Genomic DNA, 25,538 nt, shown 5'->3' on the forward strand with positions numbered 1-25,538 from the left:
CCGGATCAATCGAAGGTGGACAGGGACAGGTAGGCGCAAACCCGCAGGAAGTCGGGTCCGTCCTGGACAGCATGTCCAAACCGGAGTCCGGTGTTCACTCTCAGCCCATGTGCGGGTAGCCGTGGTGCGTCGGCGGGACGAAGGACTCCTTGATCGACCGTGCGGAGGTCCAGCGGAGCAGGTTCTGCGCGGCGCCCGCCTTGTCGTTGGTGCCGGAGGCCCGGCCGCCGCCGAAGGGCTGCTGGCCGACGACGGCCCCGGTCGGCTTGTCGTTGATGTAGAAGTTCCCGGCAGTGAAGCGCAGCTCCTCGACGGCCTGGGCGATGGCGTAACGATCCTGCGCGATCACCGAGCCGGTCAGGCCGTACGGGGCGCCCTCGTCGACCCGGCGGAGCACGTCGTCCCAGCGGGAGTCCTCGTAGACGTGGACGGCGAGGATCGGGCCGAAGTACTCGGTCCGGAAGATCTCGCCCCGGTGGTCGGAGGAGACCAGCACGGTCGGCCGGACGAACCATCCGATCGCGTCGTCGTACTGTCCGCCGGCCGCCAGTTCGATCGTCGGATCGGCCTTCGCCCGGTCGATCGCGTCCCGGTTCCTCTCGAAGGCGCGCCGGTCGATGAGGGCGCCCATGAAATTGGACAGGTCGGTCACGTCGCCCACCGCGAGCGCGTCCACCTCGGCCAGGAAGTCGTCCTTGATCCGCTGCCAGAGGCTGCGCGGCAGGTAGGCGCGGGAGAGCGCCGAGCACTTCTGGCCCTGGTACTCGAAGGCGCCGCGGATCAGCGCGGTCCTGAGGATCTCCGGGTCGGCCGAGCGGTGGGCCAGCAGGAAGTCCTTGCCGCCGGTCTCGCCGACGATCCTCGGGTACGTGCGGTAGCCGCCGATGTTGGCGCCGATGGTCTGCCACAGGTACTGGAAGGTGGCGGTGGAGCCGGTGAAGTGCAGCCCGGCGAGCGCCGGGTCGGCCAGCGCCACCGGGGAGACCTGGAGGCCGTCGCCGGTCACCAGGTTGATCACCCCGGGCGGCAGGCCGGCCGCCTCCAGCAGCCGCATCAGGTGGTGGGCGGCCAGGGTCTGGGTCGGCGCGGGCTTCCAGACCACGGTGTTGCCCAGCAGCGCCGGGGCGGTGGGCAGGTTGCCGGCGATCGCGGTGAAGTTGAACGGGGTGACCGCGTAGACGAAACCTTCCAGCGGGCGGTGGTCGGTGCGGTTCCACACGCCGGGCGAGGAGGCCGGCTGGTCGGCCAGGATCTGCCGGGCGAAGTGGACGTTGAACCGCCAGAAGTCGATCAGCTCGCAGGCGGAGTCGATCTCCGCCTGCTGAGCGGTCTTGGACTGGCCGAGCATGGTGGCCGCGTTGAGCGTCTCCCGCCAGGGGCCGGCGAGCAGGTCGGCGGCGCGCAGGAAGACCGCCGCGCGGTCGTCGAAGGAGAGCGAGCGCCACTGCCGCCCGGCGGCCAGCGCCGCGTCCACCGCCGCCCGGGCGTCCTCCCGGGTGGCGTTGCCGAGCACGCCCAGCTTCGCGGCGTGGTGGTGCGGCTGGACGACCTCGATCCGCTCGCCGCCGCCGAAGCGCTGCTCGCCGCCGATGACCATCGGCAGCGGGACCTGCTCGGCGGCCAGCTCGTCCAGCCGCCGGACCAGCCGGCCCCGCTCCGGGCTGCCGGGCGCGTACGCGTGCACCGGCTCGTTGACCGGCACCGGGACCTCGGTGACTGCGTCGATGGGCATGGTGGCTCCGTCCTGGCGGCTGGTCGGGTGTGACACCAGCCTGACCAGCCGGGGCGCGATCCGCCCGTTCAGACACGCGGACGGCGGACGTGGCGCCCGCCACGTCCGCCCGCTTCCCGGGGCCCGGGGTCCGGCCCGGGACGGCGGCAGGGCCCGCGGTCCGGCCCGGGACTGCGGGAGGGCCCGCGGTCCGGGACGGGACTGCGGCAGGGCCCCGGGTTCAGCCCGCGATCCGGCCGGCCAGCTCGACCGCCTCGGCCAGACTGTCCACCACCGGGACGCCGACCGGCTCCAGCTTCTCCCGGGTGTGCGAACCGCCGGTGTAGAGCACCGCGTGGGCGCCCGCGCCGAGCGCCGCCACGGCGTCGTCCGCGGCGTCGCCGATCAGCACCGTACGGGCCGGGTCCACCCGCTCGCCGAGCGCGGCCAGGTGCCGGGTCAGGTGCTCCGCCTTCTGGCCGCCGGACGGGCCGCTGCGGCCGTCCACCCGCAGGAAGCCGCCGGTCAGGCCGAAGGTGTCGACCAGCGGGAGCAGCGCGTCGTGCTCGTACATCGACAGCAGCGACTGGCTGTTCCCGGCCGCCCGCCAGCCGTCCATCAGCTCGCGCACGCCCTCGGTCAGCCCGCAGGAGGCGCTGAGCTCCCGGTAGCGGTCGTGGAACGCGTCGTCGAGACTCAGCCACTCCTGCGCGGAGGGCATCCGGCCGAGCAGGCGCTGGTAGAAGCGGGGGATCGGGATCTCGTACTGCTCGCGGTACTCCTGGAGGCTCATCGGCTCGATGCCGACGGTCGCGAACGCGGCATTGCTCGCCCCGAGCACCGCCTCCATGTCGTGGAAGAGCGTGCCGTTCCAGTCCCAAACGATGTGAGTGCGCACAGGGTGAAACGGTAACCCGACCGGGTGACACGCCGGTAGGACGGACCTCACGCGAGCAGGGCGGGGATCTCCTGGGTCGCGTACCAGAGCAGGTCGTGGTCCTCCGCGCCGTCCACGGTGAACTGGGCGTCCTGGTCGCCCGCGTCGGCCGCGGCCACCGCCGCCACCGCCGCCGCCACGTCCGTGACCACCTCGTCGTCGGCCACGTCGGCGTGCACCGCGGCCGCCTTGGCCAGCCGCACCGGGCCGGCCAGAACCACCCGGCCGAGCGAGGCCTGGTCCTGGTACTCGTCCCCGGGGAAGGGCCGCACCGACGCGTCGGCCACGTCCAGCGCCACCACCACCCGGCGGCACGGGGCCTGCGGGTCGGCGGCCAGCAGCCGCAGCGAGGACTGCGCGGCCCGGTTCAGCGCCGCGTACTCCAGCTCCTCCAGGTCGTCGCTGACGTACCACTCGCGCAGCGCGGGCGTCACGGCGTACGCGGCGGACTGGTCCAGGGCGCCGCCCTCGCGCGCCGCCGCCAGGCCGGTCAGGGTGGTGGGCACGTACACGCGCATCGGTGGCACTCTCCGGTTCGTCCAGCAGGGTTCGTCCAGCGGGGTTCGTCCAGCGGCACCGATCCTCCGGCGCCCCAAGACTCCAGCGCCCCAAGAATAGGCGCCGCCGGACGGCCCGTGATCGCCTCCCGTCCCGGGCCGGGCCCTCACCGCCGGGGCCGCAGCGCCTCCCGGCCGGTGCGCAGGGCGCTCTCCAGGACCGCGCCGCGGCGAGCCGGGTCCATCATGTTCGGGCCCATCGCCGCGAGGTCCGCCGGGGTCGGCGCGAGCAGCAGCACCCGGACGCCCTCGGCCCGCAGCAGCGCGGCCTCGCGCAGCAGCTGCCGGGTGACGGCGTGGCGGTAGCGGCTCACCAGCTGGGCGAGCACGCCGCGGGGGCGTTCCCGGGCGCGCCACTCGCGCAGGGCGGCCAGGGTGTCGCGGCCGGACGCGAGCCCGCCCCGCCGCCCGGCCCGCCCCGGCCGGGGGTCCAGCCGCAGCGCCATCGGGGCGAGCACGTACACCTCGTCCAGCCCCCGGCCGAGCATCAGGTCGGCATTGGTGGCGGACCAGCAGCCGCCGTCCACGTACGCCGAGCCGTCCAGCCGCACCGGCACGAACCAGCCGGGGATCGCGCAGGAGGCCATCACGGCGTCGGGCACCGGGACGGCCGGGGCGCCCGGGTCGCCGAAGACGACCCGGCGGCCACTGCGGTAGTCCACGGCCACCACCCGCAGCGGCGATCCCCCGCCGCCGGGCTCCGGCCGGCCGTCGTCGCCGGCCGGTCCACCGCCGCCGAGCGGTCCGGTGTCGCCGAGCAGGCCTCGCACCAGCTCGCCGACCGGCGCCAGCGAGCCCCGGCCGTGCGGTGCGAGCGCCGAGACCATGGTCAGCAGCGGGTACTCGCGCGGATGCCGGACGGCGTCGCGCAGCAGCCCCGGCGAGCCGATGCCGACCCGCGGGCGGGGCGGCAGCGCACCGCCGACGGCGGTGTCGTAGTCGAAGTCCACCCCGGCCAGCGGGCCCTCGGTGATCGGCAGGCCGCGCTGGTGGTCGCGCAGGTGCTCGGGGCGGACGCCGCCGGCCAGCATCGCGGCGAGGATCGCGCCCGCCGAGGTGCCGAGCAGGACGTCGGCCTCGCCCGGCTGCCGCCCGGTGGCCTCCTCGACGGCGCACAGCGCACCGACCGTCCACGCCGCGCCGAGCATCCCGCCGCCGCCCAGCACCAGGCCGCGCCGGGGACCGCCCGCGGCGGGCCGAGCGGTGCCCGCGGCCGACGCCGCCGCCACCCGTGTCGCCATACCGGCCGCCCCTCGTCGTGGGAGCCCGGCCGTCCGCTCCCGGTCAGGGTCCGATGGTGCGCTCCGGGCCGGTACGGCGCAACGCGGCGGCCGCGCGCCGCCACCCGGTCCGCCCAGTCGGAGCGTCCCCTTTCGGGCCGTACGGTCCGTCCCCGCACGTCAACCGGGCGCCGCCGACCGGCCCGTCCGGCCCGTCGCCGCACTGGCCGGTTCCCCCGGATAGGTGAACTCCAGCGCCTGCCCCCGGCACTCAGGAAACCCGTTGCCGCCCCGCGTCGGACGCCTCCAGCCTGGACCCGTCCGTACCCGCACCACCCAGCCGAGGAGCCACCCCGTGACCGTCCGGTTCACCGCCCGTCCCACCGCCCACCCGGACCGCCGTCCGCGCGACGCCGGCGGCTGCGACCCGGCCGGCCGCCGGCCGCGCCACCCGCGCGCCGCCTGCACCGGACCCGACTCCCCCGGACCCGACTCCGGGGCGCTGGCCGCCCGGTTCGCCCACCGGCTGGTCGAGGTGCTCACCGGCGCCCGGCCCTCCGGCCAGCTGATGCGGCACACCAGCCTGGCCGGCTACGGACAGCTCGCCTCGCTGGTACGGGCCGGAGCGCTGCGCCGCGGCGGCCCCGCCGACCGGCCCCGGCTCGGCCCGGTGCACGACCGCTCGCCCGCCCCGGACGCGGTCGAGGCCTGCGTGCGGGTCGACCTCGGCCGGCGCCACCACGTGGTGGCCTTCCGGCTGGAGCAGCGCGGCCCGGCCGGGCAGTGGCAGTGCACCGCCGTGGAGGCCCGGTGAGCGCCCCGCCGCACCCCCGGCGGTACACGACGGCGCAGGGCGCCGTCCCGGTCCGGGAACGGCGCCCTGCGTGGCGTCCTGGCTGGTGTCCGGCGGCCGGCTCAGCCCTTGCGGCGACGGCCCTTGGCCGACTTCGCGGCCTTGCGGCGCTCGGCGCGGGTCAGCCCGTCGCCCTCGTCCTCCGGCGCGAGGTCCTCGAAGTCGCCCTCGATGACACCGCCGCCGACCTCGTCCGAGGGGGCCGTGTAGTGCAGCCGCTGCGGCTTCGGGGCCTCCAGGCCCTTGGCCTTGATCTCCGGGCGGGCGGCGTCCTTCTCCAGCTTGTCGAGCACCACCTGGGCGTCCTCGACCGGGACCTCCTCGACCTGCTGCTCGACCTGGACCTCCAGGTTGAACAGGTAGCCGACGGACTCCTCCTTGATGCCCTCCATCATCGCGGTGAACATGTCGAAGCCCTCGCGCTGGTACTCGATCAGCGGGTCGCGCTGCGCCATGGCCCGCAGGCCGATGCCCTCCTGGAGGTAGTCCATCTCGTAGAGGTGCTCGCGCCAGCGGCGGTCCAGCACCGACAGCACGACCCGGCGCTCCAGCTCGCGCATGATCTCAGCGCCCAGCTGGTCCTCGCGGGCGCCGTACTGGCCCTGGATGTCCTCCTGGATGGACTTGATCAGGAACTCGGGGGTCAGACCGGCCTGGCCGCCGGCCTCCTCCTCCAGCTCCTCCAGGTCCAGGGTGACCGGGTAGAGCTGCTTGAGCGCGGTCCAGAGCTTCTCCAGGTCCCAGTCGTCCTCGAAGCCCTCACCGGTGGCCGCCCGGACGTACGCCTCGACGGTGTCGTCCATGAAGTGGCCGACCTGCTCCTGGAGGTCCTCGCCCTCCAGCACCCGGCGGCGCTCGCCGTAGATGACCTCGCGCTGGCGGTTGAGCACCTCGTCGTACTTGAGGACGTTCTTGCGGATCTCGAAGTTCTGCTGCTCGACCTGGGTCTGCGCGGAGGCGATGGCGCGGGTGACCATCTTGGACTCGATCGGCACGTCCTCCGGGACGTTGGCCATCGAGAGCACGCGCTCGACCATGCCGGCCTTGAACAGGCGCATCAGGTCGTCGCCCAGCGACAGGTAGAAGCGGGACTCGCCCGGGTCGCCCTGACGGCCGGAGCGGCCGCGCAGCTGGTTGTCGATCCGGCGGGACTCGTGCCGCTCGGTGCCGAGGACGTAGAGGCCACCGGCCTCCTTGACCTCGTCCTGCTCGGCCTTGACCGAGGCCTTGGCCTTCTCCAGCGCGGCCGGGAACGCGGCCTCGTACTCCTCCGGGGTGTCCGTCGGGGTCAGCCCGCGCTGCGCCAGCTCGGCCGCCGCGAGGTGGTCGGAGTTGCCGCCGAGCATGATGTCGGTACCACGGCCGGCCATGTTGGTGGCGACGGTGACGGCGCCCTTGCGGCCGGCCTGCGCGACGATCTGCGCCTCGCGCTCGTGGTGCTTGGCGTTCAGCACCTCGTGCGGGATGCCGCGCTTGCGCAGCTCCTGCGACAGGTACTCGGACTTCTCGACCGACACGGTGCCGACCAGCACCGGCTGGCCCTTCTCGTGCTTCTCGGCGATGTCCTCGACCACGGCGGCGAACTTGGCCGGCTCCGACTTGTAGATCAGGTCGGGCTGGTCGATGCGCAGCGGCGTCTTGTTGGTCGGGATCGGCACCACGCCGAGCTTGTAGATCTGGTGGAACTCGGCGGCCTCGGTGGTGCCGGTACCGGTCATGCCCGCGAGCTTGTCGTACAGGCGGAAGAAGTTCTGCAGGGTGATGGTGGCCAGGGTCTGGTTCTCGTTCTGGACCTCCACCCCCTCCTTGGCCTCGATCGCCTGGTGCATGCCCTCGTTGTAGCGGCGGCCGGCCAGGATGCGGCCGGTGTGCTCGTCGACGATCATGACCTCGCCGTTCATCACGACGTAGTCCTTGTCCCGCTTGTACAGCTCCTTCGCCTTGATGGCGTTGTTCAGGAAGCCGACCAGCGGGGTGTTCACCGACTCGTAGAGGTTGTCGATGCCCAGGTAGTCCTCGACCCGGCTGACACCCTCCTCCAGGATGCCGACGGTGCGCTTCTTCTCGTCGACCTCGTAGTCGCGGTCGACCTTCAGGCGCTGCACCAGCTTGGCGAAGTCGGCGTACCACTTGGTCGCCTGGTCGGCCGGGCCGGAGATGATCAGCGGGGTGCGGGCCTCGTCGATCAGGATCGAGTCGACCTCGTCGACGACCGCGAAGTAGTGGCCGCGCTGAACGAGTTCGTCCTGCGACCAGGCCATGTTGTCGCGCAGGTAGTCGAAGCCGAACTCGTTGTTCGTGCCGTACGTGATGTCCATCCCGTACTGGCGCTTGCGCTCGACGGGCGTCATGCTGCCCAGGATCACGCCGACCTCGAGGCCGAGGAAGCGGTGCACCCGCCCCATCCACTCCGAGTCGCGCTCGGCGAGGTAGTCGTTGACCGTGATCAGGTGGACGCCCTTGCCGGTCAGCGCGTTCAGGTACGCGGGCAGGGTGCCGACGAGGGTCTTGCCCTCACCGGTGCGCATCTCGGCGACGTACCCGTAGTGCAGGGCGGCGCCGCCCATCAGCTGGACGTCGTAGTGCCGCTGGCCGAGCACGCGCTTGGCGGCCTCGCGGACGGTGGCGAACGCCTCGGGGAGGATGTCGTCCAGGCTCTCGCCGTCGACGAGCCGCTGCTTGTACTCGTCGGTCAGTGCGCGCAGCTCGGCGTCGGTGAGGTTGACGAAGTCCTCTTCGATGGAGTTGACCTGGGCAGCAATCCGCTGCAGCTTGCGAAGGATCTTGCCCTCGCCGGCGCGCAGGATCTTGTCGAAGACGGACACGTGAGCGGGCTCCTTGCCTGTATTGGCACTGGACGACTGCACGGCGGGTCACCCCACCGCACGGGCCATCGTATGCGAGGAGTCCAACCCCCCGGGAGGTGCGTCAGCACGGTATTCCCGTGTCACCCCCGCGGGCACATGGCCCGATAGCACCGCCCACCGGGGCAAAACGGTCGGCGAGCCCTGGAATCGGCCTCCTGGCGGGCGGGCGGACCGGCGGGATATTCGGATGCCCGGCCGCCTCACCCGGCGAAATAATCCGTTCATGGAAGAAACCAGCACCGAACCGGTCGTCCTGACCACCGAGCGGCTCGTCCTGCGGGCCCCGCAGGAATCCGACGTCGACGCCGTCTTCGCGGCGTGCCAGGATCCGGAGATCCAGCGCTGGACCGTCGTTCCGTCTCCGTACCGGCGCGAGGACGCGGAGTTCTTCGTGCGCGATCTCGCCATCGAGGGCTGGCGCACCGGAGCGAACCGGATCTGGTGCGTGTTCGAGCGCGAGTCCGGCGCCCTGGTCGGGTCCCAGGGGCTCGTCCTGCGCGCCCACGACCCGGGCTCCGCCGAGATCGGCTGGTGGGCGGTGAAGGAGTTCCGCGGCCGCGGCTACACCACCGAGGCCGCCCGCGCCGTCTCCCTCTTCGGCCTGCGCGAGCTCGGCCTGCGCCGCCTGGAGTGGCAGGCCTACGTCGGCAACGAGGGCTCCCGCGCAGTCGCCGCGAAGGCCGGCTACCGCTTCGAGGGCACCCTGCGCTCTTACGCCGAGCAGCGCGGCGTCTTCCACGACGCCTGGATCGCCTCCCTGCTGCCCTCCGACCTGGCCTGAGGCCTCGGCGCCGGCCCGGGCCCGCGAGGCCCGCGGGCCCGGGTCGGCGCCGTTGCGGTCCGTTGCGGTCCGCTGCGGTCCGCACCCCGCCCCCGGCCCGCGCTGTCAGTGCCCGGGGCTACGCTCCCCGGCATGACCGCCGCTGACGCCCGCCCCGCCCCCGTCGCCGTCCTCAGCGCGGACGACGCCCGCCGGATCGCCCTGCGCGCCCAGGGCCTGCTGGGCGCGCCGGACCGCCGCGGCGGGGTGCGCGGGGTGCTGCGGCACCTGGGCGCCGTCCAGTTGGACACCATCTCGGTGCTCGCCCGCTCGCACGAGCTGGTGCCGTACGCCCGGCTCGGCGCGGTCGGCCGCCCGGCCGTCGAGGCGGCCTACTGGGGCGGCGGCACGAGCTTCGAGTACTGGTCGCACGCGGCCTGCGTCCTGCCGGTCGAGGAGTGGCCGCTGTTCGCCTTCCGGCGCCGCCGCTACCGCGACCGCGGCCACCTCTGGGGCCACCAGGTCGCACCCGAGACCTACCGCGCCGTGCTCGACAAGCTGCGCGCCGAGGGGCCGTTGACCTCCACCGAGCTGGGCGGCGCCAAGCGGACCGCCGAGTGGTGGGACTGGTCCGACACCAAGATCGCGGTCGAGCGGGCGCTGGCCTTCGGTGACGTGGTCTGCACCGAGCGCCGGAGCTGGAAGCGGGTCTACGCGCTGGCCGAACAGGCCGTCCCGGCCGAGCTGTTCGGACAGGAGCGGTCGGACGAGGACTGCCTGCGCACGCTGGTCGGCCAGGCCGGCGCCGCGCTCGGCGTGGCCACCCGGGCCGATCTGCTGGACTACCACCGGCTGCGCGCCGAGCAGTTGGACCCGGTGCTCGCCGACAGCGGGCTCGTCCCGGTCGAGGTGACCGGCTGGGGCCCGGACGGCGCCCCGGCCCCGGCCTGGGCCGACCCGGCCGCCCTCGCCACCGTCCCGCGCGGGCGCCACCGCACCACGCTGCTCTCGCCGTTCGACTCGCTGGTCTGGGACCGCGCCCGCACCGAGCGGATCTTCGGCATGACGCACCGGCTGGAGGCGTACACGCCCAAGCACAAGCGGGTGCACGGCTACTTCGCGATGCCGCTGCTGGCCGGCGGCCGGCTGGTCGGCCGGGTCGACCCGGCCCGCGAGGGGCGCACCCTGGTCGCCCGGCAGATCTCGCTGGACGGCGGCGGTGCCCGGCACGTCGAGGCACTGGCGACGGCGCTGCGCGAGGCGGCCGACTGGGTCGGCTGCGACGGGGTGCGGGTCGGGACGCTGCACGACGAGCGGCTGCGCCCGACCCTGGAGAAACTGCTGACGGACCGCTGAGTCCCGCCCGGCTCACCCTATTTCGAGGATCTTCTCCCGCATCGCGTACACCACGGCCTCCATCCTGGAGTGCAGCTGGAGCTTCTCCAGGATGTTGCGCACGTGGTTCTTCACGGTGTTCTCGCTGATGAACAGCTCCTTGGCGATCTCCCGGTTGTTCATCCCGGTCGCCACCAGCTTGAGCACCTCCAGCTCCCGGTCGGTGAGCCGGGGCGCGGGCACCAGGTCCCGGTCGTCGGAACGGCGCTGGATCATCGACTTGAACTCGGTGAGCAGCTTGGACGCCATCGAGGGGCTGATCTGCGACTGCCCGTCGGCGACCGCGCGGATCGCGGTCGCGACCTCGTCGGTGGAGATCTCCTTGAGCAGGTAGCCGGTGGCCCCCGCCTTGATCGCCTCGTAGAGGTCGGCCTCCTCGTCGCTTATCGTCAGCATGATGATCTTGGTGCTGGGCGCCACGTCCTTGATCGCCGTACAGGCCTCGATCCCGCTGCGGCGCGGCATCCGGACGTCCATGAGGATGATGTCGGGCAGCAGGTCGGCGGCCTTCAGCACGGCCTCGGCGCCGTCCCCCGCCTCGCCGACGACCTTGATGTCCGGCTCCTCCGCGAGCACGATCTCCAGCCCGCGGCGGAACAGCGCGTGGTCGTCCACCACCAGGACGCGGATCGGCTCACTCCGGCGCGGCTCGTACGCGGACTCGTCCTCCGCCCCCAACGGCAGCCCTGGCCCGGACCCGGGCCCCAGCCCGAAGTGATCCCCCATCCGCTCCTCCCCCTTCGCGGGTCGTCGTGCGCCAATCATTCCACGCCCCGAACCCGCTGCGGTCACCCTCCGGTGTCGATTCCCCCGCATCGGGTGACCCCTTCGCCGGGCGCCCCGAACGGCGGACACGCCCGAACGCCGGTGACCCCGGCGGCCAGGGCCGCCGGGGTCACCCCTCCATCACCGCTCGGACGGTCAGTCCTCGTCGTCGGACCCGCCGATCGCGCCGCCCGCCCCGCTGCCCGGCCCGGCCGCGAGGTCGGTCTGCAGGTGGATGACGCCGTAGTGGTAGCCGTGCCGGCGGTAGACCACGCTCGGCAGGCCGCTGTCCTTCTCCACGAAGAGGTAGAAGTCGTGGCCGACCAGCTCCATCTCGTAGAGCGCCTGGTCCAGCGCCATGGGGGCGGCCGGGTGCGTCTTCTCCCGGACCACCAGCGGGCCTTCGCCCTCCACTTCCAGGGATCCCATCATGGTCTTGCGGACGGCGCCGTTCGTCTCGCCCTCCGGCGCCGTCGTGGCCGGGAGCGCGGCCAGGGCCGCGGTCGCCTCGGCGACGCTGATCGGGGTGCGGCCGTTCGCGCCGCCCTTGTGCACCCGACGCCGGTCCGCGGACTTGCGCAGCTGCGCGTCGAGCTTCGCCGAGGCCAGGTCGAGCGCCGCGTACGGGTCGGCGGCGGCGGCTTCGGCCCGGATCACGGGGCCGCGGCTGCGGAGAGTGATCTCGACCCGATCGGAGCGGTCGGCCTGCCGCGGGTTGTGCTCCTTGGACACCTCGACGTCCAGGCTGATGGCCTTGGCGTCGAACTTCTGGACCTTCTCCAGCTTCTCGGCCACGTGCTCGCGGAACCTCTTGGGCACCTCGGTCTTGCGGCCCTTGACGACGATGTCCACGCAGAACTCCGATCCCTCGTGCTGACGCCGATCCGGGTGCTACCGGACCGGACTGAGACCCAGCTGGACCAGCCCATCCACTGCTGACCCCCCGCCCCCGCCGCCAGCGGCGGGAAACGACTGGCCCTCACCTCACTTCCTCCCCACCAGGGACGGTTGAAACCCCCTGGGCCTTATCGAACACCTCACACGGGTTTTCCGCCTCCCCAGGCGATGAGGAGGGTATGACCCGATACTGCGGTCGGGCGGTCAAGCTGGTCCACCCTGTCTACCCTCTCGCGGGTGAAGTATGGGTAAATACCTGGACAACGCCCCCCATACGGCGGATCCTGTGCTGACTCTCCGTGCCTGCCACCGCCAGGAGCAGCCGTGCCGCCGTCCCCCGCCGCCACCCGCCCGCCGGCCGCCCAAGGGCCGTTCGGCCACGCACTGGCCGGGCTGCTGGACGTCCTGCTGCCCGCCGACTGCGCGGGCTGCGGCAGCGAGCGCACCCAGCTCTGCCCGGCCTGCCGGCGCGCGCTGGCCACCGCACGGCCGGCCCCGACCGTGCTGCCCTGGACGCACGCCGCCGCGCCGTACACCGGTGCGGTCCGGCAACTGCTGCTCGCCCACAAGGAGCGGGGCGCGCTGCGGCTGGCCGGGCCGCTCGGCGAGGCCCTCGGACGGGCGGTGCGCTCCGCCCTGGGGGCACGGGCCGGGGCCGCGCCGCTGCTGCTGGTCCCGATGCCCTCGGCCCGCTCGGCCGTCCGCGCCCGCGGGCACGATCCGACGCTGCGGCTGGCCGGGGCGGCCGCCCGCTCACTGCGCCGGACCGGCCTGGACGTCCGGGCCGCGCCGCTGCTGCGGCACACCCGGCCGGTCGCCGACCAGGCCGGGCTGAACGCGGCCGAGCGGCGCCGCAACCTGCGCGGAGCCCTGACCGTGCTGCCGCGCGCCCGGACCGGGCCCGCGGGCCTCGCGGGCCGTCACCCGGTGCTGGTGGACGACCTGGTGACCACCGGGGCCAGCCTCGCCGAGGCCGCCCGGGCGCTGGCCGACGCCGGCCTGCCGGCCCGGGCCGGGGCCACGGTCGCGGCCACCGCGCGCCCGGCCGGCTGACCGCCGCCGCGTCAGCTCGCGCGGCCGGCCCCGCGGCGGGCCCGGGAAGGCCCGTCGGCCCGCCCGGACGCGCCGTCAGCCCGCGTAGAGGAAGGACCGGGGCTTGTCGATCAGCGAGGCTTCCCGCCACTGGTGGTTGACCAGGCGGAAGGCCTTGATCTCGCTCGGCTTGCCGTCCGCCTGCTTGACCTCGCCCATCGCGAGCACCGGCGGCGCCTGGGTCAGGCTGTCCCCCCGGGACTCCGAGGCCGCGACGGTCGTCATGCTCTCGGCGCTCTGCAGCTGGGTGTCCGTGCTCTGCGAGCCGTCGGTGCTGATGAAGTACAGCTGCTGGGTCCGGTCGGACTCCTTGCCGAGCACGAGCAGCTGGTCGGTCTCCGCCCAGGACACCGAGGCGACGTCGGTGAGCGTGGGGGCGGCCCGGCGCAGCCCGGTGATCTTCACGGTCGGCGCCTGCGGGGTGCCGTCGTGCACCACCAGTCCGAACCACAGCGAGCGGACGGCCGAGCCCGGGGTCCTGGCCACCAGGGCGACCCGGACGCCGTCCGAGGAGATCTTCAGCGACTGCACGGTCTGCCCGGTCAGCCCCTCGACCGGCACGGTGTACGACTTGGCGCCGCGCACCATCACCACCCGCGGGGCCTGCTTGTTGCGGTCCACCACCCAGAGGTCGCCGCGGCCGTCCCAGGTGGGCGAGGCGAAGCCGTCCTCCTTGTCGCCGCCCTTGGCCGGAGAGCTGAGCACCGGCTCGCCCATGGTCACCGCGCTGTCCGACAGCGGCACCGAGTAGACCTGGTGGCCGTCCTCGCTGATCGCCGCGACCTGGGTGCCGCTGCGGCCGACCGCGACGGCGCCGAGCGGCGGCTTGGTGTTCGACTGCGGCTTGCCGAGGACGCCGCGGACCGGATCGCCGGGGCCCCCCTCGTCGGTCGCCACCAGGGCGCCGTCGGCACGCTGGTAGTACTGCTTCCCGGGCGTCGGCCCGGCCAGCGCACCGGGGCCGGTGGGCGGTTCGTCGCCGCGGCCGACGGTGCAGGAACCGTGCGGCCCCTTCAGCTCCAGCCGCTCGACCTGGCCCTTGCCCTGGTCGGCGAGGGTGTAGAAGAACTGGGTCGCCATCCGCCGGCAGGCCATCGGCTCGCCGAGGTCGACCCCGCCGATCTGCAGGTGGGCGACCCTGCCGTCGTCGATGGTCACCCGCTCGACCCTGACGCCGCTCGGGAACGCCGTCCGGACCACCGGCGAGAGCCAGGTCGAGGGCCCGTCGGCCACCGCCTGGGCCGCCGTGGCCAGCGGGTCTATCCGGCGCCGCAGGTAGACCGGGTCGGCGACCAGCACCTCCTGGCCGACGTTCCCGGAGGCCACCGCCGACGGGTCGGGCGCGGTGTAGAAGAACCGCGCGACCTGCCGGAAGCTGTTCCGGAAGTTGGTCTCGTTCATGATCACGCCGGTCGGCAGCTTGTCGATCCGCCACTCGTCCTTCTCCCGGACGAAGGTGAAGTCGGACGAGACGTTGTTCTGCCCTGCGACCAGCTGGTACGAGTGCTTCTCGTCGACGGTGGCGACCAACTGCCCGCTCACCGGCACCGAGACCGTGGTGTCCGCGTCGGTGACGTCCTGGCCGCCCGGGATGGTCGTGGACGAGAGCACCCGGATCTCCGCCTCGGGCTTCCACTCCGCGGCGGCGCTCTCGGTGAGGTACTTGCGCGCGGTGTCGTACCCCTCGTCGGCGGTCACCGCGTCCAGGAACCCGGTCAGCAGCTCGCGCGGCTTGGCGCCCCGGCCGGGTGCCACCGGGTACACCCGGGCCTGCAGGTTCTTGTCGGCCGACCCCTGGGGCAGCTCCACCCGGGCGATGCCGCCGGAATCCGGCATGGTCGCGCAGCCGCTCGCCACCAGGGCGCCGACCAGCGTGCCGACCGCCGCGAGGAGCCGCGACTCAGTCCTGTTGCTCGTCCCTCGCACGCTGCGACCCCTCCGCGTCCGTCGTCCCGCCCGTCACGTCCGGCTCCGCCGTCCGCTGTGCCACCGACGGCCGTCCGGGCGTCGGGTCCACCATGACCTGGGCGCCGGTGGCCCCGTACCCGGCGGCCGTCCACACGCCCGAGGGGTCCGCGCGCGGCCCCTCCGGCAGTCGGCTGCGGCCCAGCCCGGGGCCGATGTTCAGCACCCCGCCGAGCCCGCTGCCGAGGCTGCTGCCCACGGCCTCCGGCGTCTCCGCCTGGTCCTCGACCGCGGCCGTCGCCGTCGCCCCGGACGGGCTGATCGCCCGCCGGTACGGCGTGCCCTGCGCGCCCAGGCCCCGGTTGTTGCGGGAGTCCTCCGGCTCCAGCCGGAACGGCGCCCGGGTGATCTCGCCGCCGCGGGTGCGCGGCAGGGTGAGCCGGAAGTGCGAGCCGCCGCCGGGCTCGCCCCAGGCCTGGAGCCAGCCGCCGTGCAGGTGGGCGTCCTCGACGGCGATGGACAGGCCGAGGCCGGTGCCGCCGGTGGTCCGCACCCGGGACGGGTCGGCCCGCCAGAAACGGTGGAACACCCGGGACGCCTCGCCCGGCTTGAGTCCGATGCCGTAGTCGCGCACGCCGACCGCGACCGCGCCGTCCGCGGAGCCCAGCCGGACCACCACGTCACGGCCCTCGCCGTGCTCCAGGGCGTTGACCACCAGGTTGCGCAGGATGCGCTCGATCCGTCGGGAGTCCACCTCGGCCAGCACCGGCTCGCCGTCGCCGCGGATCACCACAGCGCTGCCCTTGGCCTCGGCGAGCGGCTCGGCGGCCTCGACCACCCGCGCGACGATCTCGCGCAGGTCGACCGGCTCGGCGTCCAGGATCGCGGCGCCGGCGTCGAAGCGGCTGATCTCCAGCAGGTCGGCGAGCAGCGACTCGAAGCGGTCCAGCTGGCCCTGCAGCAGCTCCGCCGAGCGGGCCGCCATCGGGTCCAGGTCCTCACGGCTGTCGTAGATGAGGTCGGCGGCCATCCGGACCGTGGTCAGCGGGGTGCGCAGCTCGTGCGAGACGTCCGAGACGAACCGCCGCTGCACCCGGGACAGCTCCTCCAGCTGCCGGATCTGCGCCTGAAGGGCGTTGGCCATCCGGTTGAAGGACTCGCCGAGGCGGGCGATGTCGTCCGTCCCGGTGACCTTCATCCGCTCTTCCAGGTGGCCGTCGGCGAGCCGCTCGGAGATCCCGGCGGCCATCCGGACCGGGGTGACCACCTGGCGCACCACGACCCAGGCGATGCCGCCCATGAGGATCACCACGAACACCCCGGCGGTCGCCAGGGTGCCGGTGACCAGGTTGAGGGTGTCGGTCTCCTGGCCGAAGGAGAACACGTAGAACATCTGGTAGCTGTTCCCGGCCGCGGCCGGACCGACGAACTGCATGCCGAGGGCCAGCCCGGGCTCGGACTTCCCGCCGCTCTCGGGCGAGCGGTGGATCCGGGTCGGCTGGTCGAACATCTGGCCGGGCTCGGAGGCGAGCTTGGCCCGCAGGGCGTCCGGGATGCTGATCGGCTGGATGTCGCCCGAGTAGCGCGGCGCGAAGCCGGCGGTGTCGGGGACGACGGCGCCGGTGCCGGGGGCCATGGCGATCACCGAGTAGACGGTCTGCCCGCTCCCGGCAAGGTCGTTGACCTGCCGCAGCAGCCAGGTGCCGGTCTCGTCGACGGTCGGGTCGGCGGTGCCCCGCAGCTTCTGGTCCCGGGCCTCGTCGATCTTCTTCTGCTCGACCTGGAAGCCGATCCGGGCCTGCGCGCGGGCGGCGTCCATCTTGGTGTCGAGCAGGCCGGTGCGCACCTGCGCCACCACGACCACACCCAGCACCAGGACGACCGCGATGGACGCGAGCAGGGACACCGCGACCACGCGCAGCTGGATCGACCGGCGGTAGAGCGTGGCCACCCGGTGCACGGGGCGGCGCAGCTGACGCTTGACCAGCGCCACCACGGCGGAAGGGCCTCGCCGGCGGCGGGTGGTCGAACTCAGCACGTCGCCGCGCACGGCACCGGCCCCGTCGGCCGCGGAACCCGACGGGGTGTCGTCTGCCCGGTCCGTCACGTCAGCTGGGTCCGGCCTTGTAGCCGACGCCGCGGACGGTCACCACGATCTCGGGGCGCTCCGGGTCCTTCTCGATCTTGGAACGCAGGCGCTGCACATGGACGTTGACCAGGCGGGTGTCCGCCGCGTGGCGGTAGCCCCAGACCTGCTCCAGCAGTACCTCGCGGGTGAACACCTGCCAGGGCTTGCGGGCCAGCGCGACCAGCAGGTCGAACTCCAGCGGGGTCAGCGGGATGCCCCGGCCGTCCCGCTTCACCGAGTGGCCGGCCACGTCGATCACCAGGTCGCCGATGGTCAGCTGCTCGGGCGTGGGCTCCTCGGCGCGGCGCAGCCGCGCACGCACCCGGGCCACCAGCTCCTTGGGCTTGAACGGCTTGGTGACGTAGTCGTCGGCGCCGGACTCCAGACCCACCACCACGTCGACCGTGTCGGTCTTCGCGGTCAGCATCACGATCGGGATGCCCGACTCCGCCCGGATCTGCCGGCACACGTCGATGCCGTCCCGACCGGGCAGCATCAGGTCCAGCAGGACCAGGTCCGGCTTGGTCTCCCGGAACGCCGCTAGCGCCCTGTCCCCATCCGCGACGAAAAACGGCTCAAAACCCTCACCCCGCAGCACGATGCCGAGCATCTCGGCCAGTGCGGAGTCGTCATCAACGACGAGGACGCGTCCCTTCATGCGTCCATCTTCTCATTACCGGATTGTGACCTGCCGCACAGCAGTGCCAATGCTCCAGAACGGCCAACTCCCCCACCGGTGCATTCCGGCCATACCGGGCGAATGCGCCCGCCGGGAACGCCCCCGGCCCCCTCCGGACCCCCTCCGGACCCGCTGCGGACCACCGCCCGACCCGCCGCCGAGGACCGTTGCCGATCAGCAACCGGATCGCCATGGGGCTGGTTTCCGGCCCCATGGCACGATGGGCGCTGCGCGCGGGCGGAAGATCCGTTCGCAGTCGCGCCCGTGACGCCCTCCGAGGAGCAGTGATGACCGACACCCCGGGCTGGGCCTCGCCCAGCTCGTCCGAGCCGCCCCGCGACGACGCCCGGCCCCCGGCCGACGCGCCCGCCGCCGTGCCCGGGCCGTCGGCACCACCGCAGGACACCGCAGGCCGCCCCGGCCCGGCCGGCGCCCCCCGGCCCGGAGAGCAGTGGGGACAGCGGTGGGGCCAGCAGTGGGGGCAGCAGCCTCCCGGCGGCCACCGCCCGTACGGCTGGGGCGCCCCGGCGAGCCCCAAGCCGGGCGTCATCCCGCTGCGCCCGCTGAGCTTCGGCGAACTGCTGGACGGTGCCGTCACCACCGTCCGCCGGCACTGGCGCACCGTGCTCGCGCTCTCGCTCGGCCTCGCCGTGCTCTCCCAGGCCGGCTCCGTCGTGGTCAACCTGCTGGTCAAGGGGAAGACCGGCGAGTCCACCCAGACCCTGCGGATGCTGGCCGGGCTGCCGCTGGAGCTGCTGCTCAACGTGTTCGCCACCGCGCTGCTCACCATCGTGGTCAGCCGCGCCGTCCTCGGCCGGTCGGTGACCGCCGGGGAGGCCTGGCGCGACGCCCGCCCCCGGCTGCTCCAACTGCTCGGGCTGACCCTGCTCACCGCCCTGCTGGGCCCCGGTGTGATCCTGCTCGGCTTCGCCCCCATGGTCGGGTACGGCCTCGCCGGCCAGGGCTCCGCCGCCGTCACCGGCCTGCTGAGCCTGCTCGGTCTGCTGACCCTGCCGGTCGCCGCCTGGCTGTGGATCCGCTTCAGCCTCGCCGCCCCGGCCCTGATGCTGGAGAAGCAGGGCGTGCTGACGGCACTGTCGCGCTCGCGGCGCCTGGTCCGCGGCGCCTGGTGGCGGGTCCTCGGCATCACCGTGCTGGGCTACGTGCTGGCGTTCGTCGTCGCGATGGTCGTCGTGGTCCCGGCCCAGCTCATCGGCCTGCTGCTGGGCTTCGAGAAGCTCAGCCGCCAGGGCCTGCCCGACGCCGCCGACCAGGGCGTCGCCATGCTGCTCCTGCTGGCGGTCGCCGGGATCATCGCCGGCACCTTCACCACCCCGTTCATCGCCGCCGTCGGCGTGCTGGTCTACATCGACCAGCGGATCCGCCGCGAGGCCCTGGACATCGAGCTCGCCCGCGCGGCCGGCCTGCCCGAGCACGGCGGCACCGGCTGGGGCGGCGGCCCGGGCGACCCGACGTCAGCGAGGCGCTGAGCCGGATGCCGAACTGGGGGGAAGGGCTGCTCGCCGCGGGCGGCGCACCGGTCACCGTGCCGCGTGACCCGGCGCGCGAGGCCGCCCGCGACGAACTGCTCGACGCGGAGTACCACAAGCACGACCCGTCCGTGCTGCAGCGGATCACGGACTGGATCTACGACCACATCGCCAGAGCGCTCGACAGCATCTCCGGCGACGGCACCACCGGCACCACCGGACTGATCCTCTTCCTGATCGTCGCGGTGCTGATCGGCGCCGCGCTCTGGTGGCGCCTCGGCGCACCGCGCCGCGCCGCCCGCACCGTCCCGGACGTGTACGGCGCCGAGGGCCCGCGCAGCGCCGACCAGTACCGGGCGGACGCCGCCGGGCACGCCGCCGCCGGACGCTGGACCGAAGCCGTCCGCGAGCAGATGCGCGCCCTGGTGCGCAGCCTGGAGGAGCGCACCCTGCTCGACATCCGCCCCGGCCGCACCGCCGACGAGGCCGCCACCGAGGCCGGCCGGGCGCTGCCCGAGCACGCCGCCGCACTGGCCGCGGCCGCCCGGACCTTCGACGACATCGCGTACGGCGAGCGCACCGCCGACCAGGACGCCTACCGGCTGCTGCACGAGCTCGACCGGACCCTGGAGCGCACCCGCCCGGTCCTCGCGCCCGACACCGCCGGTGCCGCCGTCCCGGCCCCGACCCCGGGAGGAGCGGCATGACCGGTACCGTCCCCACGCCCCCGCCCGGCACCGAGGCGCCCGGCACCCCGACCAGCCTCACCCCCAGCACGCGCGGCCTGTGGCGCCGGGCCCGCTGGTACCTGGCCGTCCTCGCCGCCCTGCTGATCGGCGCCGCCGCCGTGTCCGCCCTCGACCAGGACCGCCGCTACCCGCCGCTGGACCCGCGCTCGTACGACCGCGACGGCGCCCACGCCGTCGTCGCCCTGCTCGAACGCCAGGGCATCAAGGCCGAGCTCAGCACCGACCCGACCACCACCCCGGCCGGACCGGACACCCTCGTGCTGCCCGAACCCGACCTGCTCGACCCCGCCCAGCTGCGCGCCGTCGCCGCCGCCCGGCACCGGCGGCTGGTCCTGGTCGCCCCCGGCCCGGCCGCGCTCACCGCGCTCGCCCCCGGCATCCGGCTGTCCGACGACGCGGGCGGACCGGCCTACGCCTCCGTCCGCTCCACCCCCGCCGACTGCTCGCTCACCGAGGCCGTCCGGGCCGGCAGCGCCCAGCAGGGCGGCATGCTCTACACCAGCGGCAGCCGCGGCGAGGGCTGCTACGCCCGCGGCCACGGCTACCCGCTGGTCGGCCTCCCCGTCGGCGACGGCGACCACGACGTCATCGTGCTCGGCAGCGGAACCTTCCTGCACAACGGCGAACTGACCAAGGACGGCGACGCCTCCCTCGCCCTCGGCCTGCTCGGCTCGCAGCCCCGCCTCACCTGGCACCTGCCCGACTACTCCGCCCCGCTCCCCGAGGGCGCCCGCACCAAGACCTTCGGCGACTACCTGCCGAGCGGCTGGCACTGGGCCGGCTACCAGCTCGCCGTCGCCGCCGTGCTCGCCGCCCTCTGGCGCGGGCGCCGGCTCGGCCCGGTGGTCAGCGAGAACCTGCCCGTGGTGGTCCGCGCCGCCGAGACCACCGAGGGCCGCGCCCGCCTGTACCGGCGGGCCAGGGCCCGCGGCCGCGCCGCCGAGGCGCTGCGCGGCGCCACCGCCCACCGCCTCGCCCCCGCCCTGGGCGTCCCGCTCCGGGCCGACGCACCCGACTCCGACGCGCTCTGCGTCGCCGTGGCCGACCGGCTGCCCGCCCGGCCCGCCGGGGACGTCCGGGCCCTGCTGTACGGCCCGCCCCCGACCGACGACGCCGCACTGCTGCGGCTCGCCGACGACCTCGACGCCCTCGAAAGGCAGGTACGGAACCCGTGACCGACCAGGCAACCGCCCAGCTCCGCTCCGTCCCCGGCACGGCACCCGCTACCCCCGCCACCGACCCGCGCACCGCGCTGACCGCCCTGCGCGCCGAGATCGGCAAGGCCGTGGTCGGCCAGGACGCCGCCGTCACGGGCCTGGTCGTCGCCCTGCTCTGCGGCGGCCACGTGCTGCTGGAGGGCGTCCCCGGCGTCGCCAAGACCCTGCTGGTGCGCACCCTGTCCACCGCGCTCAGCCTGGGGACCAAGCGCATCCAGTTCACCCCCGACCTGATGCCCGGCGACGTCACCGGCTCGCTCGTCTACGACGCCCGCACCGCCGAGTTCTCCTTCCAGCCCGGCCCGGTCTTCACCAACCTGCTGCTCGCCGACGAGATCAACCGCACCCCTCCGAAGACCCAGGCCGCCCTGCTGGAGGCCATGGAGGAGCGCCAGGTCACGGTGGACGGCGAACCGCGCGCCCTGCCCGTCCCGTTCCTGGTCGCCGCGACCCAGAACCCGGTCGAGTACGAGGGCACCTACCCGCTGCCCGAGGCCCAGCTGGACCGCTTCCTGCTCAAGCTGATCCTGCCGCTGCCCGACCGCGACCAGGAGTTCCAGGTGCTCTCCCGGCACGCCGCCGGCTTCGACCCCCGGGACCTCCGCGCGGCCGGCGTCCGCCCGGTCGCCGGGCCCGAGCACCTGGTCGCCGCCCGCGAGCAGATCGCCAAGCTGACCGTCTCCCCCGAGATCCTCGCCTACATCGTCGACCTCTGCCGGGCCACCCGGCAGTCCCCGTCGCTGTCGATCGGCGTCTCCCCGCGCGGCGCCACCGCCCTGCTCGCCGCCTCCCGCGCCTGGGCCTGGCTGGCCGGCCGCGACTACGTCACCCCGGACGACGTCAAGGCGCTCGCCCTGCCCACCCTGCGGCACCGGGTCGCGCTGCGCGCCGAGGCCGAGATGGAGGGCGTCACCGCCGACTCCGTCATCCAGGCCGTCCTCGCCCAGACGCCCGCACCCCGCTGACCCGGGCACACCCCACCGCGGCACGCCGTCCCGCACCCCACCGCACCACACCCGTTTCCGGCCCTCCGGCCCACGGGCTACCGGCCCACGGGCCACCGACTCACGGGCTTCCGAAGGAGCGCACCGCATGGCCCTCACCGGGCGAACCGCCCTGCTCGCCGCACTCGGCGCGCTCGTCGTGGGCCTGCTGCTGCCGTCCTGGACCGGGATCGGCCTGGTCACCGGCGCGGTGCTGGTCGCCGTCGCGGTCGACCTGGTGCTCGCCGCCCCGGTCCGCGGCCTGCGACTCGGACGGAGCGGCGACACCACCGTGCGGCTCGGCGAGCCCGCCACGGTCGAACTGACCGTCACCAACCCGTCCGGCCGACTGCTCCGCGGCCTGGTCCGCGACGCCTGGGCCCCGTCCGCCTGGCGCCCCGGCACCGCCGAGGCCGCCTCCCGGCACGCCCTGACCCTCCCCGGCGGCGAGCGGCGCCGGATCACCACCGTGCTCACCCCCACCCGCCGCGGCGACCACCACGCCCACCGGGTGACGGTCCGCTCGCTCGGCCCGCTCGGCCTGGCCGGCCGCCAGGGCTCGCACCTCGTCCCCTGGACGGTCCGCGCACTGCCCCCGTTCGCCAGCCGCAAGCACCTGCCCTCCCGGCTCGCCCGGCTGCGCGAACTCGACGGCCGCACCTCGGTGCTGACCCGCGGCCAGGGCACCGAGTTCGACTCCCTGCGCGAGTACCTGCCCGGCGACGACGTCCGCTCCATCGACTGGCGCGCCAGCGCCCGCCGGAACACCGTCGCCGTCCGCACCTGGCGCCCCGAACGCGACCGGCACATCCTCGTCGTCCTCGACACCGGCCGCACCTCGGCCGGCCGGGTCGGCGACGCACCCCGCCTGGACGCCGCCCTCGACGCCGCGCTGCTGCTCACCGCCCTCGCCACCCGGGCCGGCGACCGGGTCGACCTGCTCGCCCACGACTCCCGCAAGCGCGTCACCGTGGCCGGCAGCTCGGCCCACGAGGTACTGCCCGCCTTCACCAACGCGATGGCCGGGCTCGAACCCGCCCTGCACGAGACCGACATGCGCTCACTGGTGGCCACCGCACTCAAGATGGCCCCCCAGCGCTCGCTGATCGTGCTGCTCACCGGCCTCGACGCGGCCCCGGTCGAGGACGGGCTGCGCCCGCTGCTGCCCATGCTCACCAAGCGCCACGAGGTCGTCCTCGCCTCCGTCGCCGACCCGCAGCTGGAGGTCCTCGCCGCCGGGCGGGGCACCCTGGACGCGGTCTACGGCGCGGCGGCCGCCGAACAGACCCGCGCCGACCGCCGGGCCACCGCCGAGCGCCTCACCCGCCACGGCGTCACCGTCCTGGACGCCCCGCCGGCCCGGATCGCCCCGGCCCTGGCCGACACCTACCTGGCGATGAAGGCCGCCGGCCGGCTCTGAGCCGCTGCCCTCCGGATGCCGCCCAGGCGGATCCGACGCTCCGTCACTCCCGGGTCCGCCCCCTCAACCCAGCGTTGAGCCGGGCCGCCTGACGGGTCAGGTGCTCGCGCTCGGCGAGGTTGGACGCCTTGAGCGCCGCCTCCGCGTACAGCCGCGACGCCGTCGCCGCGTCCCCGTCGCGCTCGTGCAGGTACGCCGCCACCGCCGTGTACCGGGGCAGCGCGTCGTCCAGTTCGGCGAGCTCCGCCAGCCCGGCGCGCGGACCGTCCGCCTCGCCGACCGCCACCGCGCGGTTGAGCCGCACCACCGGACTGGCGGTCAGCCGGACGAGCTCGTCGTACCATTCGACGATCTGCACCCAGTCCGTCTCCTCGGCGGTGGGGGCGTCGGCGTGCAGCGCCGCGACGGCCGCCTGGGCCTGGAACTCGCCCAGCCGGTCCCGGGCCAGGGCCCTGTGCAGGATCCCGATGCCCTCGGCGATCAGTCCGGTGTCCCAGCGGGCGCGGTCCTGCTCGGCCAGCGGCACCAGCGCACCGTCGGGCCCGGTCCGGCCGGCCCGCCGGGCGTGGTGCAACAGCATCAGGGCCAGCAACCCCGCCACCTCGGGATGATCGATCACCGCCGCGAGCTGCCGGGTGAGCCGGATCGCCTCGGCCGCGAGGTCGACATCACCGGAGTAGCCCTCGTTGAAGACCAGGTAGAGCACCCGGAGCACGGTGGCGACGTCCCCTGGCTGATCGAACCGGACGCCGGAGACGGTGCGCTTGGCCCTGCTGATCCGCTGCGCCATCGTCGCCTCGGGCACCAGATAGGCCCGGGCGATCTGGCGGGTGGTCAACCCGCCCACCGCACGCAGGGTCAGCGCGACGGCCGAAGAGGGCGTCAACGACGGGTGGGCGCACAGGAAGTAGAGCTGGAGCGTGTCGTCCGCACCGGCCGCGGGCCCCGGCCCCGGCTCCTGCTCGACCAGGTCCTCCCGACGGCGCCGGGCGGCATCCGACCGGGCCGCGTCCAGGAACTTGCGCCAGGCCACGGTGACCAGCCAGCCCTTGGGGTCGCGCGGCTGCCCGTCGGACCAGACCCGGACCGCCTCGACCAGCGCCTCCTGCACGGCGTCCTCGGCCGCCGCGAAATCCGCTCCGCGGCGGACGAGGACACCGATGACGCTCGGCGTGAGGCTCCTCAACAGGGCCTCGTTCATCGGGCAGGTCACTCCGTGATGGTCGGCGGCATGGCGAGGAACGGGCGCAGTTCCAGCCACTCGTGGATCGGCTTCCCCCCGGCCCCGGGCGCGGCCGACAGCTCCCCGGCCAGCTCGACGGCGCGCTCGTAGCTGTCGACGTCGATCACCATCCAGCCGGCGATGAGGTCCTTGGTCTCCGCGAACGGACCGTCGGTGACCGGCGGACGCCCCTCGCCGTCGTACCGGACCCACGTCCCCTCGGGTGCGAGCGCCTGACCGTCGACGAACTCGCCGGTCTTCTCCAGCCGGTCCGCGAAGTCCTGCATGTAGGTGATGTGCGCCGTGACCTCCTCCGGCGTCCACTGGTCCATCGGCACGCAGTTGACCGCGTCCGGGGCACCCCGGTAGTGCTTCAGCAGCAGGTACTTGGCCATCGTCGTCTCCTCGGAGCTTGGTGCGACCCATTCTGGCCGCGCTCACCCCGGGGACGGTGCCGGGCACGGGTTCTCGACACGGCCGGCCGAGATTTTTTCGACCCACCCGCGGCCGGCCTGTCGGGCCCGGAAGCCTCGTTGGGCCGGTTGGGCCGGTTGGGCCGGTTGGGCCCGGAAACGCGAAGAACCCCCATCCGGAATCCGGATGGGGGTTCTTCTGAATAATTGTTCGGCGGCGTCCTACTCTCCCACAGGGTCCCCCCTGCAGTACCATCGGCGCTGTAAGGCTTAGCTTC

Annotated in this window: 21 protein-coding genes; 9 read left to right on the forward strand and 12 right to left on the reverse strand. The window is 74.1% G+C overall.

Going from position 1 to position 25,538, the window contains the following annotated elements; translation table 11 throughout:
• Nucleotides 1–100 precede the first annotated feature (100 nt).
• The 4 genes from pruA to ACFVGO_RS33435 all read right to left on the reverse strand — a co-directional run bounded on the left by pruA (nucleotide 101) and on the right by ACFVGO_RS33435 (nucleotide 4,446).
• Nucleotides 101–1,726: an L-glutamate gamma-semialdehyde dehydrogenase gene (gene pruA, locus ACFVGO_RS33420; protein WP_380357174.1), complete on the reverse strand. Its 1,626-nt coding sequence runs from the start codon at nucleotides 1,724–1,726 to the stop codon at nucleotides 101–103.
• A gap of 226 nt (nucleotides 1,727–1,952) precedes the next feature.
• Entirely contained in the window at nucleotides 1,953–2,609 is a 657-nt protein-coding gene (locus tag ACFVGO_RS33425) for an HAD hydrolase-like protein (protein WP_359908535.1), read from the reverse strand.
• A gap of 47 nt (nucleotides 2,610–2,656) precedes the next feature.
• Complete coding sequence (locus ACFVGO_RS33430) at nucleotides 2,657–3,166, reverse strand: DUF6912 family protein (protein WP_359908538.1); 510 nt, start codon at nucleotides 3,164–3,166, stop codon at nucleotides 2,657–2,659.
• Nucleotides 3,167–3,312: 146 nt separating this feature from the next.
• A complete protein-coding gene (locus ACFVGO_RS33435; RefSeq protein WP_359908541.1) occupies nucleotides 3,313–4,446 on the reverse strand; it encodes a patatin-like phospholipase family protein in 1,134 nt (377 codons plus the stop codon).
• Between the two features lie 334 nt (nucleotides 4,447–4,780).
• On the opposite strand from ACFVGO_RS33435, the gene ACFVGO_RS33440 reads away from it, so the two are divergent.
• Nucleotides 4,781–5,239, forward strand: a complete 459-nt coding sequence (locus ACFVGO_RS33440) for an Rv3235 family protein (protein ID WP_380635846.1) — start codon at nucleotides 4,781–4,783, stop codon at nucleotides 5,237–5,239.
• Between the two features lie 101 nt (nucleotides 5,240–5,340).
• On the opposite strand, the gene secA is transcribed toward ACFVGO_RS33440, so the two are convergent.
• Nucleotides 5,341–8,103 (reverse strand): preprotein translocase subunit SecA, encoded by a 2,763-nt coding sequence (secA, locus tag ACFVGO_RS33445; RefSeq protein WP_359908546.1) that lies wholly within the window; start codon nucleotides 8,101–8,103, stop codon nucleotides 5,341–5,343.
• A 265-nt stretch (nucleotides 8,104–8,368) separates the two neighbouring features.
• On the opposite strand from secA, the gene ACFVGO_RS33450 reads away from it, so the two are divergent.
• A complete protein-coding gene (locus tag ACFVGO_RS33450; protein WP_380357171.1) occupies nucleotides 8,369–8,926 on the forward strand; it encodes a GNAT family N-acetyltransferase in 558 nt (185 codons plus the stop codon).
• Nucleotides 8,927–9,058: 132 nt separating this feature from the next.
• Nucleotides 9,059–10,261, forward strand: a complete 1,203-nt coding sequence (locus ACFVGO_RS33455; protein ID WP_380635848.1) for a winged helix-turn-helix domain-containing protein — start codon at nucleotides 9,059–9,061, stop codon at nucleotides 10,259–10,261.
• A 12-nt stretch (nucleotides 10,262–10,273) separates the two neighbouring features.
• On the opposite strand, the gene ACFVGO_RS33460 is transcribed toward ACFVGO_RS33455, so the two are convergent.
• Both ACFVGO_RS33460 and hpf read right to left on the reverse strand, forming a co-directional pair.
• Nucleotides 10,274–11,026 carry a response regulator transcription factor gene (locus tag ACFVGO_RS33460; protein ID WP_359908555.1) on the reverse strand — a complete coding sequence of 251 codons (753 nt, stop codon included), beginning with the start codon at nucleotides 11,024–11,026 and terminating at the stop codon, nucleotides 10,274–10,276.
• A gap of 195 nt (nucleotides 11,027–11,221) precedes the next feature.
• Nucleotides 11,222–11,917, reverse strand: a complete 696-nt coding sequence (hpf, locus tag ACFVGO_RS33465) for a ribosome hibernation-promoting factor, HPF/YfiA family (RefSeq protein ID WP_359908558.1) — start codon at nucleotides 11,915–11,917, stop codon at nucleotides 11,222–11,224.
• 369 nt (nucleotides 11,918–12,286) lie between these two features.
• Between hpf and ACFVGO_RS33470 the strand changes: the two genes are divergently transcribed.
• A complete protein-coding gene (locus ACFVGO_RS33470; RefSeq protein WP_380635851.1) occupies nucleotides 12,287–13,015 on the forward strand; it encodes a ComF family protein in 729 nt (242 codons plus the stop codon).
• Nucleotides 13,016–13,090: 75 nt separating this feature from the next.
• Here the strand turns inward: ACFVGO_RS33470 and ACFVGO_RS33475 are convergent, their stop codons facing one another.
• From ACFVGO_RS33475 to mtrA, 3 genes are read right to left on the reverse strand one after another with little or no spacing between them, the layout of a single operon-like run.
• On the reverse strand, nucleotides 13,091–14,980 hold the full coding sequence (locus tag ACFVGO_RS33475; RefSeq protein ID WP_359908561.1) for an LpqB family beta-propeller domain-containing protein: 1,890 nt from the start codon (nucleotides 14,978–14,980) through the stop codon (nucleotides 13,091–13,093).
• Nucleotides 14,955–17,066 carry an MtrAB system histidine kinase MtrB gene (mtrB, locus tag ACFVGO_RS33480; protein ID WP_380358111.1) on the reverse strand — a complete coding sequence of 704 codons (2,112 nt, stop codon included), beginning with the start codon at nucleotides 17,064–17,066 and terminating at the stop codon, nucleotides 14,955–14,957. Before mtrB ends, ACFVGO_RS33475 begins: the two co-directional genes overlap by 26 nt.
• A gap of 1 nt (nucleotide 17,067) precedes the next feature.
• On the reverse strand, nucleotides 17,068–17,745 hold the full coding sequence (mtrA, locus tag ACFVGO_RS33485) for an MtrAB system response regulator MtrA (RefSeq protein ID WP_030247322.1): 678 nt from the start codon (nucleotides 17,743–17,745) through the stop codon (nucleotides 17,068–17,070).
• Between the two features lie 308 nt (nucleotides 17,746–18,053).
• Between mtrA and ACFVGO_RS33490 the strand changes: the two genes are divergently transcribed.
• From ACFVGO_RS33490 to ACFVGO_RS33510, 5 genes are all read left to right on the forward strand, one after another.
• A complete protein-coding gene (locus ACFVGO_RS33490) occupies nucleotides 18,054–19,256 on the forward strand; it encodes a hypothetical protein (RefSeq protein ID WP_380635853.1) in 1,203 nt (400 codons plus the stop codon).
• A gap of 5 nt (nucleotides 19,257–19,261) precedes the next feature.
• On the forward strand, nucleotides 19,262–19,963 hold the full coding sequence (locus ACFVGO_RS33495) for a DUF4129 domain-containing protein (RefSeq protein ID WP_359908566.1): 702 nt from the start codon (nucleotides 19,262–19,264) through the stop codon (nucleotides 19,961–19,963).
• The gene (locus tag ACFVGO_RS33500; protein WP_380635855.1) at nucleotides 19,960–21,180 is read left to right on the forward strand and encodes a DUF4350 domain-containing protein; all 1,221 of its coding nucleotides are present in this window, start codon (nucleotides 19,960–19,962) and stop codon (nucleotides 21,178–21,180) included. Before ACFVGO_RS33495 ends, ACFVGO_RS33500 begins: the two co-directional genes overlap by 4 nt.
• On the forward strand, nucleotides 21,177–22,187 hold the full coding sequence (locus ACFVGO_RS33505; RefSeq protein WP_380358103.1) for an AAA family ATPase: 1,011 nt from the start codon (nucleotides 21,177–21,179) through the stop codon (nucleotides 22,185–22,187). Before ACFVGO_RS33500 ends, ACFVGO_RS33505 begins: the two co-directional genes overlap by 4 nt.
• A 127-nt stretch (nucleotides 22,188–22,314) precedes the next feature.
• Nucleotides 22,315–23,625: a DUF58 domain-containing protein gene (locus ACFVGO_RS33510; RefSeq protein WP_380358100.1), complete on the forward strand. Its 1,311-nt coding sequence runs from the start codon at nucleotides 22,315–22,317 to the stop codon at nucleotides 23,623–23,625.
• A gap of 43 nt (nucleotides 23,626–23,668) precedes the next feature.
• Here the strand turns inward: ACFVGO_RS33510 and ACFVGO_RS33515 are convergent, their stop codons facing one another.
• A complete protein-coding gene (locus ACFVGO_RS33515) occupies nucleotides 23,669–24,826 on the reverse strand; it encodes an RNA polymerase sigma factor (protein WP_380358098.1) in 1,158 nt (385 codons plus the stop codon).
• Nucleotides 24,827–24,834: 8 nt separating this feature from the next.
• Nucleotides 24,835–25,242: a YciI family protein gene (locus tag ACFVGO_RS33520; protein ID WP_359908576.1), complete on the reverse strand. Its 408-nt coding sequence runs from the start codon at nucleotides 25,240–25,242 to the stop codon at nucleotides 24,835–24,837.
• Between the last annotated feature and the right edge of the window lie 296 nt (nucleotides 25,243–25,538).

Origin of the sequence: Kitasatospora sp. NPDC057738 (genome assembly GCF_042798815.1) — a bacterium.
Taxonomy (GTDB): domain Bacteria; phylum Actinomycetota; class Actinomycetes; order Streptomycetales; family Streptomycetaceae; genus Kitasatospora; species Kitasatospora lactacystinica.